Origin of the sequence: Nocardia sp. NPDC060220 (genome assembly GCF_042727815.1) — a bacterium.
Classification (GTDB): Bacteria; Actinomycetota; Actinomycetes; order Mycobacteriales; family Mycobacteriaceae; genus Nocardia.
This window is the reverse complement of record NZ_JBHWZY010000081.1, coordinates 1-13714: the sequence shown is the minus strand read 5'-3', so window position 1 is coordinate 13714 and position 13714 is coordinate 1. Positions and strand designations below refer to the sequence as shown.

15 protein-coding genes are annotated in these 13714 nt (G+C 66.9%); 10 read left to right on the top strand and 5 right to left on the bottom strand.

The features are described 5' to 3' along the window. Positions 1-40 precede the first annotated feature (40 nt). Complete coding sequence (locus ACFWF3_RS06715; protein ID WP_379312794.1) at positions 41-334, bottom strand: hypothetical protein; 294 nt, start codon at positions 332-334, stop codon at positions 41-43. A gap of 119 nt (positions 335-453) precedes the next feature. Between ACFWF3_RS06715 and ACFWF3_RS06710 the strand changes: the two genes are divergently transcribed. The 7 genes from ACFWF3_RS06710 (at position 454) to ACFWF3_RS06680 (ending at position 6770) form a co-directional block, all read left to right on the top strand. Continuing rightward, on the top strand, positions 454-1506 hold the full coding sequence (locus tag ACFWF3_RS06710) for an NAD(P)-dependent alcohol dehydrogenase (RefSeq protein WP_378991088.1): 1053 nt from the start codon (positions 454-456) through the stop codon (positions 1504-1506). A gap of 51 nt (positions 1507-1557) precedes the next feature. Next, a complete protein-coding gene (locus tag ACFWF3_RS06705) occupies positions 1558-2748 on the top strand; it encodes an AI-2E family transporter (RefSeq protein WP_379312793.1) in 1191 nt (396 codons plus the stop codon). Between the two features lie 7 nt (positions 2749-2755). Then, on the top strand, positions 2756-3487 hold the full coding sequence (locus ACFWF3_RS06700) for a ZIP family metal transporter (protein ID WP_379312792.1): 732 nt from the start codon (positions 2756-2758) through the stop codon (positions 3485-3487). A 33-nt stretch (positions 3488-3520) separates the two neighbouring features. After that, positions 3521-4492, top strand: a complete 972-nt coding sequence (locus ACFWF3_RS06695; protein WP_379312791.1) for an alanine/glycine:cation symporter family protein — start codon at positions 3521-3523, stop codon at positions 4490-4492. Positions 4493-4507: 15 nt separating this feature from the next. Then, positions 4508-5353 carry a polyphosphate kinase 2 family protein gene (locus ACFWF3_RS06690; protein ID WP_378991080.1) on the top strand — a complete coding sequence of 282 codons (846 nt, stop codon included), beginning with the start codon at positions 4508-4510 and terminating at the stop codon, positions 5351-5353. Between the two features lie 92 nt (positions 5354-5445). Next, the gene (locus tag ACFWF3_RS06685) at positions 5446-6207 is read left to right on the top strand and encodes a DsbA family protein (RefSeq protein WP_379312790.1); all 762 of its coding nucleotides are present in this window, start codon (positions 5446-5448) and stop codon (positions 6205-6207) included. Then, positions 6207-6770, top strand: a complete 564-nt coding sequence (locus ACFWF3_RS06680; protein ID WP_379298917.1) for a vitamin K epoxide reductase family protein — start codon at positions 6207-6209, stop codon at positions 6768-6770. The genes ACFWF3_RS06685 and ACFWF3_RS06680 overlap by 1 nt, the downstream gene beginning before the upstream one ends. On the opposite strand, the gene ACFWF3_RS06675 is transcribed toward ACFWF3_RS06680, so the two are convergent. The 4 genes from ACFWF3_RS06675 to ACFWF3_RS06660 all read right to left on the bottom strand — a co-directional run bounded on the left by ACFWF3_RS06675 (position 6756) and on the right by ACFWF3_RS06660 (position 10910). Beyond that, complete coding sequence (locus ACFWF3_RS06675; protein WP_379312789.1) at positions 6756-7400, bottom strand: class I SAM-dependent methyltransferase; 645 nt, start codon at positions 7398-7400, stop codon at positions 6756-6758. The genes ACFWF3_RS06680 and ACFWF3_RS06675 overlap by 15 nt on opposite strands. Then, on the bottom strand, positions 7397-8641 hold the full coding sequence (locus tag ACFWF3_RS06670; protein ID WP_379312788.1) for a saccharopine dehydrogenase family protein: 1245 nt from the start codon (positions 8639-8641) through the stop codon (positions 7397-7399). Before ACFWF3_RS06670 ends, ACFWF3_RS06675 begins: the two co-directional genes overlap by 4 nt. A gap of 22 nt (positions 8642-8663) precedes the next feature. Further along, on the bottom strand, positions 8664-10097 hold the full coding sequence (locus tag ACFWF3_RS06665) for an ABC1 kinase family protein (protein ID WP_379312787.1): 1434 nt from the start codon (positions 10095-10097) through the stop codon (positions 8664-8666). Positions 10098-10223: 126 nt separating this feature from the next. Next, entirely contained in the window at positions 10224-10910 is a 687-nt protein-coding gene (locus ACFWF3_RS06660) for a TetR/AcrR family transcriptional regulator (protein ID WP_378634489.1), read from the bottom strand. Positions 10911-11171: 261 nt separating this feature from the next. Between ACFWF3_RS06660 and ACFWF3_RS06655 the strand changes: the two genes are divergently transcribed. The 3 genes from ACFWF3_RS06655 to ACFWF3_RS06645 all read left to right on the top strand — a co-directional run bounded on the left by ACFWF3_RS06655 (position 11172) and on the right by ACFWF3_RS06645 (position 13710). Continuing rightward, the gene (locus ACFWF3_RS06655) at positions 11172-12503 is read left to right on the top strand and encodes a DUF445 domain-containing protein (RefSeq protein ID WP_378991070.1); all 1332 of its coding nucleotides are present in this window, start codon (positions 11172-11174) and stop codon (positions 12501-12503) included. A gap of 113 nt (positions 12504-12616) precedes the next feature. Then, the gene (locus tag ACFWF3_RS06650; protein ID WP_101465494.1) at positions 12617-13063 is read left to right on the top strand and encodes a helix-turn-helix domain-containing protein; all 447 of its coding nucleotides are present in this window, start codon (positions 12617-12619) and stop codon (positions 13061-13063) included. Continuing rightward, a complete protein-coding gene (locus tag ACFWF3_RS06645) occupies positions 13063-13710 on the top strand; it encodes a heparin-binding hemagglutinin (RefSeq protein WP_378991069.1) in 648 nt (215 codons plus the stop codon). The genes ACFWF3_RS06650 and ACFWF3_RS06645 overlap by 1 nt, the downstream gene beginning before the upstream one ends. Positions 13711-13714 lie beyond the last annotated feature (4 nt).

Below are 13714 nucleotides of genomic sequence, written 5' to 3'. Positions count from 1 at the left end.
GGCCGAAGACGATGGCGGGTGAGCTGGGCGAGCAGCCGGGTCAGGTGCGGATGCACCGTGGGGCGGGCGGACCGGCGCGGCGTGGTGTCCGGCCCGCGCGGCCTGGGCGACCAGCTCCGATCCCCAAACCGGCCGCGTCGACATCGATATTGACCAGCGCCGATCCCACCTGCCCGGCGACCAGCGCGGGATCCAGCGGCACCAGCACGGGCGCCTGTGCCTGCGCCACGAACTCCGGCTCGACCACGGCGATCTCCCCGCGATACCCGAGGAACGCGCACACCCCGAGCAGCGCCGCCATCATCGTCACCAGCACTCGTCCGACACGCTTCACAGCACATGTCCTCTCTCGCGAGCCGACCAGTCCATTGTGACCCGTTTTCGGCGTCCGCTGGTCTCGATACGGACGCGGTGGGTTGGCAAAGACACGCATGCGGCTGTAGGCATGTAGCCATGAGCACCGCTGCCGCCTACGCCAAGCCCTCTCCCGACGGGGCCTTCGAGAAGGTCACGATCGAACGTCGCGAAGTCGGTCCCGACGATGTGCTGATCGATATCAAATACGCCGGTATCTGCCATTCCGATATCCACACCGCGCGTGACGAGTGGGGTGGCGCGCAGTATCCGTGCGTGCCCGGTCACGAGATCGCGGGCATCGTCGCCGCCGTCGGCTCGTCGGTGCACAAGTACCAGGTGGGCGATCGGGTCGGCGTCGGCTGCCTGGTGAACTCGTGCGGCAAGTGCGTGCCGTGCCTGGCGGGTGAGGAGCAGTACTGCACCAACGGCCCCACCTGGACCTACAACTCGAGGGTGCCCGAGTCCGCGCAGCCCGGCGGCTACACGATGGGCGGCTACTCCACTCAGATCGTGGTCGACGAAAGCTTCGTCGTCGCGATTCCCGAGGGCATCGGCCTCGATGTCGCCGCGCCGCTGCTGTGCGCGGGCATCACGCTGTTCTCACCGCTGAAGCACTGGAACGCGGGACCGGGTAAGAAGGTCGCGATCATCGGGATGGGCGGGCTCGGGCACGTCGGCGTGAAGATCGCCGCGGCGCTGGGCGCGGAGGTGACGGTGCTCAGCCAGTCGCTGCGCAAGCGTGACGACGGCCTGCGCATGGGCGCTCACCACTACTACGCCACCAGCGACAAGGAAACCTTCCGTCAGCTGCGCGGCCAGTTCGACCTGATCATCAACACGGTGTCGGCCGACCTGCCCATCGACAGCTACCTGCGCCTGCTCGCCCTCGACGGCACGCTCGTCATCCTCGGCCTGCCGGAGCACCCGATGAGTGTCACCGGGCGCAACCTCGCCGGTTTCCGCCGGTCGCTGGCCGGTTCGATGATCGGTGGCGTCGCGCAGACCCAGGAGATGCTGAATTTCTGTGCCTCGCACGGAATCGGCGCGGAGATCGAACTGATCTCCGCCGACGAGATCGACTCCGCGTACGACCGCGTGGTCGCCAGCGATGTGCAGTACCGGTTCGTGATCGACACAGCCACCGTGTGAGGCGAGCGCGCCGAGGGGCTGTCGGCGCACGTCCTGGGTACCGTGACATTCGTGGTTGCCCAGGACGAATCCGCTGAACCCGCCGCGCAGTCCATCGACGTGAGCGCCCTGCCCGCCTTCTGGTCGGTGCGTACGCCGCCGCGCTGGCTGCCGCGGGCACTGCTGTACGCCGTGCTCGCGGTCGCCGGGTTGATCGCGGCGTTCTGGGTGCTCGGCAAGATGCAGGGCCTGCTCACGGTGCTGCTGGTGTCGATCTTCCTGGCGTTCGCGATCGAACCCGCGGTGAATTGGCTTGCCGCGCGCGGTGTTCGGCGCGGCGCGGGCACCGGCGCGGTGTTCCTGGTGGTGCTGGTGGTGATCGTCGCGTTCGTGTGGACGCTGGGCGCGCTGCTGGTCAACCAGGTGACCATGCTGGTGACCAACGCCCCGGACTACGTCCAGGATCTGGTCGACTGGGTCAATTCGACCTTCCATCAGGATATTTCGGGCGACGACCTGACCAAGTACGCCTCGGAGTGGAGTTCCACGATCGAGAAGTACCTGGTCGGTCTGGCCGGAAACGTCTGGGGCATCGGCACTGTCGCGATCGGCGCGCTGTTCCAGCTGCTCGGCGTGCTGCTGTTCACGTTCTACTTCGCCGCCGACGGACCGCGTTTCCGCACCTGGGTGTGTTCGCTGCTGCCGCCGAAACAGCAGAAGCATGTGCTGCGGGCCTGGGACATCGCGGTCGAGAAGACCGGGGGCTACATCTATTCGCGCGCACTGCTGGCCCTGTGCTCGGCGATCGCGCACTACGTCGCGTTGCGGGTGCTCGATGTGCCGTCGGCGTTCGCCCTGGCATTGTGGGTCGGCGTTGTCTCCCAGTTCATTCCGACCGTCGGCACCTATATGGCCGGCGCGCTACCGGTACTGGTGGCGTTGGTGCACGACCCGATCACGGCGCTGTGGATTCTGCTGTTCATCATCGCCTATCAGCAGTTCGAGAACTATGTTCTGCAGCCGCGCATCACCGCGACCACCCTGGACATGCATCCGGCGGTGGCCTTCGGGGCGGTGATCGCGGGCGCCGCGTTACTCGGTCCGACCGGCGCCCTGCTCGCCATCCCCGTCACCGCCACGCTGCAAGGTTTCGCGGGTGCCTACGTGCGGCGCTACGAAGTCACCGAAGAGGCCGACGCGCCACCGGCCAAGAAGAAGAAGCGCAAGAAAGCCGAGACCGAAGCCGCATCCACCGACGAATAGGCAGCTCATGGCGATCCTGTTGTCCCTGGTGTCGATGTTGTCGACGCTGCTCGGCGGCTTCGTCGCCATGCGGATCGGCGACCGCAAGCACCTGGTTCTCGGGCTGGCCGCCGGGGTGATGTTCGGTGTGGTCGCGTTCGACCTGATCCCCGAGGCGCTCGAACAGTCCGACGGCATGTTCCGGGGCATTCCGTATGTGTTGATCGCCGCGGTCCTCGGCTTCCTCAGCCTGCACGTGATCGAGCGCGCGGTGGCCGTCCACCGTGGCCACGAGCAGGAATTCGGTACGCACAAGCACGGTTTCGAGTCGGTCGGCCTGCTCGCGGCGGGCGGCTTGATCTTCCACAGCACCCTGGACGGTTTCGGTATCGGCCTCGGCTACCAGGCAGGCGCGGCGGTCGGCATGTCCGTGGCGATCGCCGTAATCTGCCACGACTTCGCCGACGGTTTCAACACTTTCACCATCCCCACCGTCTACGGCAACGCCCGCAAACGCGCCCTCACCCTGCTGGCCCTCGACGCCATCGCGCCCGTCGTGGGCGCCGTCCTGGGCACCCTGATCCACGTCCCCGAGAACTGGATCGGCCTCTACATGGGCTACTTCGCCGGTTTCCTCCTCTACCTCGCCACCGCCGACATCCTTCCCGAGGCCCACGCGGGCCACCCCTCCCGGCTGACCCTGCTGTGCACCCTGTTCGGCGTAGCCGCCATGTTCGCCGTCGCCGCCTTCAGCCACTGAGCAACATGAGCGCGGCCTGATCGGTCGTGGGGTGTGGCGGCGGTAGCGGTGCAGTCCAACACCATCGTGGCCACCGGGCGGGCGTCGCTGTCGGCGCTGGACGGTGACTGGTTCGCGCCGCTGGTCGGGCTCTGCCTGATCACGTTGCTCGGGGTGGTGATCTTCGGCGGGGTGCGCCGGATCAGCCACATCACCGAGGTGCTGGTTCCGGTGATGGCGGTGGTGTATCTGCTGCTCGGCATCGCGGTGGTGGCGCTGAACATCACCGACCTGCCGCGGGTGCTCGCCGATATCGTCGGCGGGGCGTTCGGGCTGCGTGAGGTGGTGGGCGGCGGAATCGGGACCGCGCTCGCGCAGGGCATCCGGCGCGGCATGTTCTCCAACGAGGCCGGACTCGGGTCCTCGCCCAATGCCGCTGCGGCGGCCGATGTCTCGCATCCGGTGAAGCAGGGATTGGTCCAGTCACTCGGCGTCTACTTCGACACCCTGCTGATCTGCTCGATCACCGCGTTCATCATCCTGACCAGCGACCCTGATCTGTCCGAGCGGCGCAGCGCCGACCTGACCCAGAGCGCGCTGCAGGCGTCGCTGGGCACCTGGGCCGGGCACGTGCTCACCGCGGTGGTGTTCCTGCTCGCGTTCAGCTCGATGATCGGCAACTTCTACTACGGTCGCGCCAATATCGAATTCATCACCACCAATCCCCAGGTGCTCACCGCGTTCCGAATCCTGGTGCTGGTGGCGGTCTTCGGCGGCGCGCTCGGTTCGGTGAGCCTGATCTGGAACCTGGCCGATGTGTTCATGGGCGTGATGGCGCTGGTCAACCTGGCCGCGATCATCCCGCTCGGCGTCGTCGCGTTCCGCCTGCTCGCCGACTATCGCGCTCAGCGCGGTGCGGGTGCGGACCCCGTGTATGTGCACCGTGCCGACATCGCCGACCCGGCGGGCGTGCAGTGCTGGCAGGCAACGATTGCGTCGAGCTTGCCCGGCAAACCCGCCCATTAGTGGTAGGCATGGGAAATGGCGAAACAGTGGACCGAAACGGCCGATATCGCGCTGCGCGCCGACGGTCAGCGCGTCGCTGATCTGGACACCTCGAGCACGCCGGGCTTCACCGGCGGCAAGCGCCTCGGCAAGGAACTGCTCGCCGAACGGGCGACGGTGCTCTCGGTCTTGCAGGAGAAGCTGTTCGCGCACGGTCGCACCGGTGGACAGCGCAGCGTGCTGCTGATCTTGCAGGGCATGGACACCGCGGGTAAGGGCGGCATCGTGCGCCACGTCATCGGGTCGGTCGACCCGCAGGGCGTCGACCACGCGTCGTTCGGCGTGCCCACCGAGCTGGAGAAGCAGCACGATTTCCTGTGGCGCATCCGCAACAAGCTGCCCGCCCACGGCCAGATCGGCGTCTTCGACCGCTCCCACTACGAGGACGTGCTGGTGGTGCGGGTGCACGACCTCGTGCCGCAGGCGGAGTGGGAACAGCGCTACGACCAGATCAACGCGTTCGAGAAGGAGATCGCCGACGCGGGCACCACCATCGTGAAGGTCGCGATGTTCGTCTCCCTCGACGAGCAGAAGAGCCGGCTGCGCGAACGGCTGGAACGCCCGGACAAATACTGGAAGTTCAACCCCTCCGACATCACCGAACGCGCCTACTGGCCCGAATATCAGAAGGCGTACCAGGCCGTTCTCGACCGCACCAACACCGATTACGCGCCCTGGCACGTGCTGCCGTCGGACCACAAGTGGTACGCCCGCCTCGCGGTCACCGAATTGCTGATCGCCGCGTTGGCGCAGATGGAACTCGACTGGCCGCCCGCCGACTTCGATATCGCCGAGCAGTTGCGTCGACTCGACGAGTCCTGAATACGGGCAAGACGCGCATTGCGGAAACTCTCAGGTTCGGCCCGCATGATGTTCCCGGTGGGGAGCCAACGAGCGAAAGGCGTGTGACGACGGTGAGCACGGGCAAGAGTCCCTCGGGCAGGAATCCGCTGGCGGCGGCCGAGGCGGCCGACAAGAAGCGCAAGATCGCGATCCAGGCCGGCGTCGCCGCCGTCCTGGTCGCGCTGGTCGCGGCCATCGGCATCGGCATCGCGGTGAACAAGTCCGATTCCGACAAGGAATCGTCGACGACCTCGGCGGCGCAGCTGCCCGCGACGGGCGGGGCGGTCACCGAGACCGGCACGGTCGTGATCGGCAATCCCGATGCCAAGGTCAAGGTGCGCGTGGTCGCCGACCTCCAGTGCCCGGCCTGCAAGCAATTCGAGGCAGCCAACGGTGCGACACTCGCCAAGGCCGCCGCCGACGGCACCGCCTCCGTCGAGTACCAGATCATCTCGTTCCTCGACAAGGCCTCGACCAACCAGTACTCCTCGCGTGCGGCCAACGCGTCGTTCTGCGTGGCGAAGTCGGACACCACCAAGTACCAGGCCTGGTTGCAGACCATGTTCGAGAAGCAGCCCGCCGAGGGCGGTGCGGGCCTGAGCAACGACGAGCTCATCAAGATCGCCACCGACGCGGGGTACACCGATCCGGCCGTGGCGACCTGCATCAACGACAAGCCGTACAACGACTACATCCAGCAGGTCACCCAGACCACGCTGCAGAGTGGCGTGAAGTCCACGCCGTCGGTGTACATCAACGGCCAGCTGAACCAGACCGACGCGATCTTCACCGAGAACGGCCTGGCCCCCGTGATCGCTGACGCGGCGAAGTGATCACCGCCCCCGCCCGCTCGGCCTGGCTGCTGCTGATCGCCGGGCTGGCGGGCTGGCTGGCGTCGTTCACGCTCACCGTCGAACGGTTCAAGCTGTTCGTCGACCCGAATTACGTGACCTCGTGCAGCATCAACTCGGTGCTGTCGTGCGGGTCGATCATGAAGACCGACCAGGCCGCGGTCTTCGGTTTCCCCAACCCGCTCATCGGCGTCGTCGGGTTCTCGGTGGTGGTGACCCTCGCCGTGCTGTCGGTGGTCGGCGTGGGCTTCCCACGCTGGATCTGGGGCGGGCTGTGGATCGGCACCGTGCTCGGCATCGCCGGACTGTGCTGGCTGATCTTCCAGAGCCTGTACCGGATCAACGCGCTGTGCCCGTACTGCATGGTGGTGTGGGTGGCGGTGCCGGTGCTGTTCGCGGTGACCACGCAGGAACTGTGGGGCCGGTCGCGCGGTGCGATGGGAATCCTCGCCGAATGGCGCTGGACCCTGGTTGTGGTGTTCTACGCGGTGGTGCTGCTGCTGGTGTTCCTGAAGTTCCAGGACTACTGGCTAAGCCTGGTCTGACACCGGCTTGGTGGCGTCCACGTATTGCATGAAACGGTGGACGCGCTGGTCGATTTCGGTCAGGCCCGCGCGGGCGAACAGCTTCGGGAAGGTATCGCGGTCGAACAGGCGAAGGCCGCTCAGGCTCGCGGCCAGGCTGCTCGCCGAGCCGAAGAGGTTGTCCTCGGCATAGCTGGTGCTGATCGCGATGCGGCCGCCCGGGGCGAGGACGCGGATCATCTCGCGGGTGGCGACCAGCGGATCGGGGATCAGGTAGAGGGCGCCGAAACAGCAGACGGCGTCGAAGGTCCCGTCGGCGAACGGCAGCATGCGCGCGTCGCCGCGGACATAACCAACGCGCGGGCTCGCGTTGTCGGTCGCGGCCTTGGCCAGCATCGGCGCCGAGTAGTCCAGGCCGGTGACGAAACCGCCCTTTGTCAGGTACTCGCTGAGGTAGCCGGTGAAATTACCTGGGCCGCACGCCACATCGAGCACCTTCATGGGGCCGCTCAGCCGCAGGGCACCGACCGCTTCGTGGCGGTCGGTGCCGGTGGTCCGGCCGCTGGCGAGGTAGAACAGCGTGGGTCGCCACGCGTGCTCGTACACCGCGGCCAGCGCCGGGGCGTTCATGGTCCTGCGCGCGAGATTCACCGGCGCGCGACCTCGATGGTCATCCCGGCCTCGCGCAGCCGCGTGGTGAGCGCCTCGCCCATCGCCGACGCGGGGGTGAGCACGCCCGCGCGCTCGGGCAGGGTGTCGAAGGCCAGGCTCAGGCCGCTCTGGCCGAGCAGTACGGCGGTGGCCTGGTAACCGGGATCGCCCGTGCCGGAGAAGGTGGCCTGATACTTGGCGCCGGAGCTGGTGCGGGCGAAGGTCTTCATGGTGAACCACCCACTGCGGCGGGCCTTTTCGCTGGGGCCGGTGCCGGGCTTGGGCAGAATCCGGTCGAGCAGCTTACGGCCGAGCGAAACTCTCGACAGGACCGCGCCCGAGGCCATGCCCGCCACGATGCCGCCCGCGATACCCGCGGCGACCAGCGGCGCGGCGGCCGAGGTGCCCGCGTTCATCACCTCGCGGTAGCGGAACTGCTTGCCGTAGACCCAGCCGAGCAGGCCGTTGGTGCGGCGCACGACCTTGGTGTTGTGCGAGGCCATCACGAACGTGGTGACCCAGCCGTCCAGACCGGGGTCGATGCTGTCGGCGCGGGCCAGCGCCAGATCGGACTGGCGGCCGACATCGGGTTCCATGCTGCGATCCGGGCTCAGCGAATACGGGTGGGCCAGGATCTTGCCGCGCGCGGAGTCGGCCGCCACGTCCTCCCACATGGCACGCCCGGAATCGATGGTGCCGCCGCTCGCGCCGCCCTTGAGATAGGCGACCAGGGTGGTGTCCTCGAGCTCGCCGGTGTCGTCGGCGATCGTGGCCCGGTAGATCTCGTACACGCTCAGGTCGGACGGAATCGAGTCGTAGCCACAGGAATTCACGATCTTGGCGCCCGAGTCGACCGCGGTCTGCTCGTACTTCTCGATGGCGTCGTGGATGAACAGCGGCTCACCGGTGAGGTCGGCGTAGTGGGTGCCTGCCGCGGCACACGCGCCCAGCAGGGGCATGCCGTAGCGCAGGTACGGTCCGACAGTGGTGACCACGACCTTGGTGCGCTCGGCCATCGAGGCCAGCGACGCGGGGTCGCTGGAATCGGCGACGACGAGTTCCCATGTCGCGGCGGCGGGCCCGAGCTCGTCGCGAGTGGCGGCGAGCTTGCTCGCCGAACGGCCGGCCAGGGCGATCCTGGCGTCGGCCGGGGCCGCGGTGAGCAGGTATTCGGCGGTGAGTTTGCCGACGAAACCTGTTGCGCCGAACAGGATCAGGTCGAACTCACGGTGCTGCGGCATGACGCGCCTTTCGAAAGATGATTCAGGGCTTGGTGGCCGGTGCGCTCGCCTTGCGGGGGGCACGAGTCTTCTTCACCGGTTTCGGTGGATGAGTGGCGAGCCAATCACGATGGGCCAGACCGAGTTCGGTGACCGGCTGATCGCCGTAGAGCCATTCCCTGGCGACCAGATGCCAGTTGTTGGTGCTGTCGAGCTGGCCGAGCATGCCGAAGGTGAGGAAGTCGGCGCGGCGCGAGAACAGGTGTTCGGGCGGCAGATTCTGCTGCTTCATGCCGGTGAACTCGCTGGCCCTCGGGTCGACGGCGAGCAGGAACGCGCCACTGGCCAGTTCCGGGGTGATGGTGAGTTCCTCGTCCACCAGACACCATTCCGAGGCGGCGAGCACGTATTCGAGGCATTCCTCGGCGCCGATCTCCTCGGGCGAATCGATCACGCCGCGATCGATCATCAGCTGGCGCAGGTCTTCCGCGCGATCCTCGGCGGCCGCGCGCAGGCACTGGATCTCGAATCCGACCAGCTTGGGGTCCATCCGGTTGAACAACCCGAAATCGAGGAAGGCGACCCGGCCGTCCCTGGCGAGCAGCACATTGCCCGGGTGCGGGTCGCCACAGAACTCGTTGAAGCTGAACAGCGAGCCGACGTAGAAGCGGTAGATGATCTCGCCGACCCGGTTACGTACCGCGGCGGGCATTTTCCGCACCTCGTCGAAGCCGTCGCCGTCGATGAACTCGCTGACCAGCACGCGGGTGGTCGACAGCTCCGGCACCGAGGACGGCACCACGATGAACGGGTGGTCGCGGTACAGGTGCGCGATCTCGGCCTGCGTGGCGGCTTCGGCCTGGTAGTCGAGCTCGCTCTCCATGTTCAGTTTCAGCTCGTCGAGCACCGCGGGGGTGATCCACGGCATCGCCGAGGCGAGCACCCGGCGGAACATGGTGAGGTTCTTCAGATCCGCGCGCACGGCGGCGTCGACACCGGGGTACTGGACCTTCACCGCGACAGCACGGCCGTCGTTCAGCGTGGCCCGGTACACCTGGCCGATCGAGGCGGCGGCGATCGGCTCCGGATCGAATTCGGCGAAGATCTCCGCCAGCGGGGCACCGAAATCCTGCTCGATCACCGTGCGCATGGACTCGAACGACACCGTGGGTGCGGCGTTGCGCAGCACGGCCAGGCGCTGCTGGAACCGCTCGCGATGGTTCTCCGGCACCAGATCCAGGTCGAGCACCGACATCATCTGGCCCAGCTTCATGGCGACGCCCTTCATGGTGCCCAGCACCATGACCACCTGTTCGGTGGTGCGGATCATCGACTCCTCGGCCATCCGCGCGCGCACGGCCTCCGAGCGGCCGCGCATCGATAATCTGGTCTTCTTCGAGCGGATGACCGACCCCGCCGCGACTGCCCCCAGCTTCGTCCCGCGGGCAAGCCGGGAAGTCGGCACGTTCTTCGCCATCGAGATACCTCCGTTGGTGCCGACGCGCACGGCGGTGACACAAGCCACAGCGTCCCGCCCGGGTTCAGCGTAGCCAACCGTGCGCCGTTGTCGAGCCCGGCTCCCTCGAACGCGGGAAATCCCAGCTCAGGGCGACTGTTGCGGCATTTCGGGCAGCGGATGCGGCTGCGCGGTGAAGATCTCGGGTGAGCCACCCGCGCGGGCCATGCCCTCGATCGCACTCCAGGCCATCATCGTGAGGTAGTCGATGACGTCCTGACGCGGCATGGCCTTGTCGGTGGTGGTCCACCAGTGGGTGGCCAGCTGGATGCCGCCGACCAGCACGTACGACCACAGCATCGCGCCCTCGGTGCGGATGCCCTTGGCGCCGGCCCGGTCGACCAGCACCGTGGTGACCACCTCGGCGAAGAGGCGCTCGAACTCCGCGAGCGAGGACTTGTCGCCCGCGGCATTGCTCATGATGAACCGGTAGACCTCGGGGTCGTCGTCGACGGTGCCGACGTATTCGGTCATCGCGGCGCGCACGAGCTGGTATTCGTCGGCGTCGAGACTGATCGCGCCGTACACCCGGGGTAGCAGCGTGGTTTCGATGAACCGCTGCATGGTGGCGTGGACCAGGTCGTTCTTGTCCGCGAAGTAGCGGTACAGCACGGTCTTGGACACGCCGATCTCGGTGGCGATCTCGTCCATGCCCGCCTGGCTGCCCCGCGCGCGGATGGCGTTGAGCGTGCCGTCGACCAGTTCCTCGCGGCGGTCGATCTTGTGCTGTCGCCACCGACGTTTGCGGCCGTCAGCCTGGCCGCCGCCGCGCACTCCTGCTCGGCTCGACTGCTCGCCGATCTCGACAAGGTCTTCGGTGGACAGAACAGCCCCCTCGTATCGATGTTGGCGTCTTTAGTCAACAGCTTAGGCGCGCCGGTGTGGGGTGGCGCTCCTTTGGCCCACGTTGCGGCATTTACCACACTCGAGTGCTTACGCGCGCGTACGACAAACCGCGCGGTTCGCCGTGTCGTGGGCGACGCCACGCGGGGTTGGCGGCGGCGCACTCGCCGTGCGCACAGCAGAATGGGTGCTATGGAGAAATCTCCCGGCAACACGGCGGTTCTCACGCCGCGCACCGAGCCCGCCGCACAGCCCGCCGGCTTCGCGGTGATGACCGACGAGGCGGGCAAAAAACGTGACCTGTTCAAGATGAAGGCACTGGCGACCAGCTTCCTGCTGGTGGCCAGTGTGATCTACCTGCTGTGCCGCTGGCTCGAATCGCGTGGCGGCGGTGGCGAGTGGGTGGGCTATGTCCGCGCGGCCTCGGAGGCGGGCATGGTCGGCGCACTGGCCGACTGGTTCGCGGTCACCGCGCTGTTCAAGCACCCGCTGGGTCTGCCGATCCCGCACACCGCGATCATCCGTAAGAAGAAGGACCAGCTCGGCGAGAGCCTGGGCGCCTTCGTCGGCACCAACTTCCTCGCCCCCGACGTGGTCTCGGCGCGCCTGGACTCGGCGCAGATCTCGCTGCGCGTGGGCCGGTGGATGGCCGATCCGGCGCACGCGGCGCGGGTGGCGCAGGAGAGCGCGACGATCCTGACCGCGGTGGTCAACACCCTGCGCGACGAGGACGTCGAGCAGATCATCGACAACACCATCGTCAAGCGGATCGCCGAACCGCTGTGGGGGCCGCCGCTGGGCCGGGTGCTCTCGGAGATGATCGCCGACAACCGGCAGCGGCCGCTGATCGACCTGCTGGCCGAGCGCGCGCATCAGTGGGCGCTGGGTTCCCAGGACACGATCGACCGGATCGTGGTGCGCGATGCGCCGCAATGGGCGCCGAAATTTGTCAATACTTTGCTGTCGGAGCGAATTTATCGGGAACTCGTCGAGTTCACCTGGAAGGTGCGCTCCGATCCTGAACACGAATTGCGGCGGGCCGCCGATCGCTTTCTCCAGGATTTCGCCGAGGACCTGCAACACGACGACGCGATGATCGCCAAGGCGGAGAAGGTCAAGGCCGAGATCATGGGCCGTGAGCAGATCACCGGAATGGCCGAGGCCACCTGGCGGGCGGCGAAGCGGTTGATCTTGGAATCGGCCGAAGACCCGGATTCCACCCTTCGCCGCAAGGTGGCCGAGAATGTGCAGCAGCTCGGCGAGCGCCTCCGCGACGACCCGGAGATGCGTGGCAAAGTGGACGGGTGGATCGATCGCGGTGCTCGCTATCTGGTCGGTAACTACTCCGCGGAGATCACGACATTGGTGACCGATACGGTCGCGCGCTGGGACGCCGACGAGGCGAGCAGGAAGATCGAATTGCAGGTCGGTCGGGATCTGCAATTCATCCGGATCAACGGCACGGTCGTCGGCTCGCTCGCCGGCCTGGCCATCTACACGATCTCGCAGCTGCTGTTCCACTGAACGACCTGGTAACCGGGGCTGCGTACGCGTTAGCCGACCGGGTGCTAACTGCAGTGCTTGCAATAGCTAGCACCCTGTTCTACTATTGGCCTTACAACGCCAGAAGGTGAGCGATGACAGACCAACCCGAGAGTCGTGTAGCGCACGCGGCTCAAGACATCGGAGGTTTCATCAGGGCACAGCGCGAAGGTGCGCAGGTGTCCCTGCGTCAGCTCGCCGCTCTGGCGGGGGTAAGTAATCCGTACCTGAGCCAAATCGAACGCGGATTACGTAATCCCTCCGCCGAAGTACTCGCGCAGATCGCCAAGGCACTGCGGGTTTCCTCGGAGGTGTTGTATGTGCGGGCAGGATTTCTGGAACAGCGTCCGCACAGCCCGGTCCGTGACGCCCTGCTGGCCGACACTTCGGTGTCCGAGCGGCAGAAACAGGTGTTGCTGGAAATCTATGAGTCGTTTCGCCGGGAAAACGGGGAAGAAGCCGGCTCAGGGGGGAACGAACGAGACACTGACGTTTCGTTCACGACAACTGACACTCCGCCACACCAGGAGACTGAAGACTGATGACCGAGAAGACCGCCACTGTGACCAAGCCGCTGTTCGCCACCGTCGGCGCCGGTGACGCCATCTACGCCGCCGTGAACGACGTCGTCGCCGACGTGCGTGGCCGCGTTGCCACCGCCGACCCGAAGGCCCGCGTCGAAGAGGCCCGCGAGCGCATCGCGAACGTGCCCGCCGACGTGCAGGCCCAGTTCGACACCCTGCGTGACCGTATCTCCGGCCTGCCGTCGGAGCTGCCGGAGGACCTCGCCGAGCTGCGCGAGAAGTTCACCCCCGAAGAGCTGCGCAAGCTGGCCGAGCAGTACTACCGCCAGGCGCTCGACATCTACGCCGATCTCGCCGTTCGCGGCGAGGAGACCGTCGACCGGCTGCGTGCCAACCAGGCCGTCGACGAGCAGATCGGCCGCGTCGAGAACCTCTACAAGGATGCCTCCGCTCGCGCCGAGGATGCCCTGACCAAGGTCAACGACCTGCTGGGCCGCACCAAGGCCGAGGCCGAGGCCGTGGCCGACAAGGTCGACGCCGTGGTCGAGGCCGAGGTCGTCGCCGTCACCACCGAGCCGGCTCCGGCCAAGGCTCCCGTCGCCAAGAAGGCTCCGGCCAAGAAGGCCGCTCCGGCCAAGAAGGCCGCCGCGCCCAAGAAGGTCTAGCCTT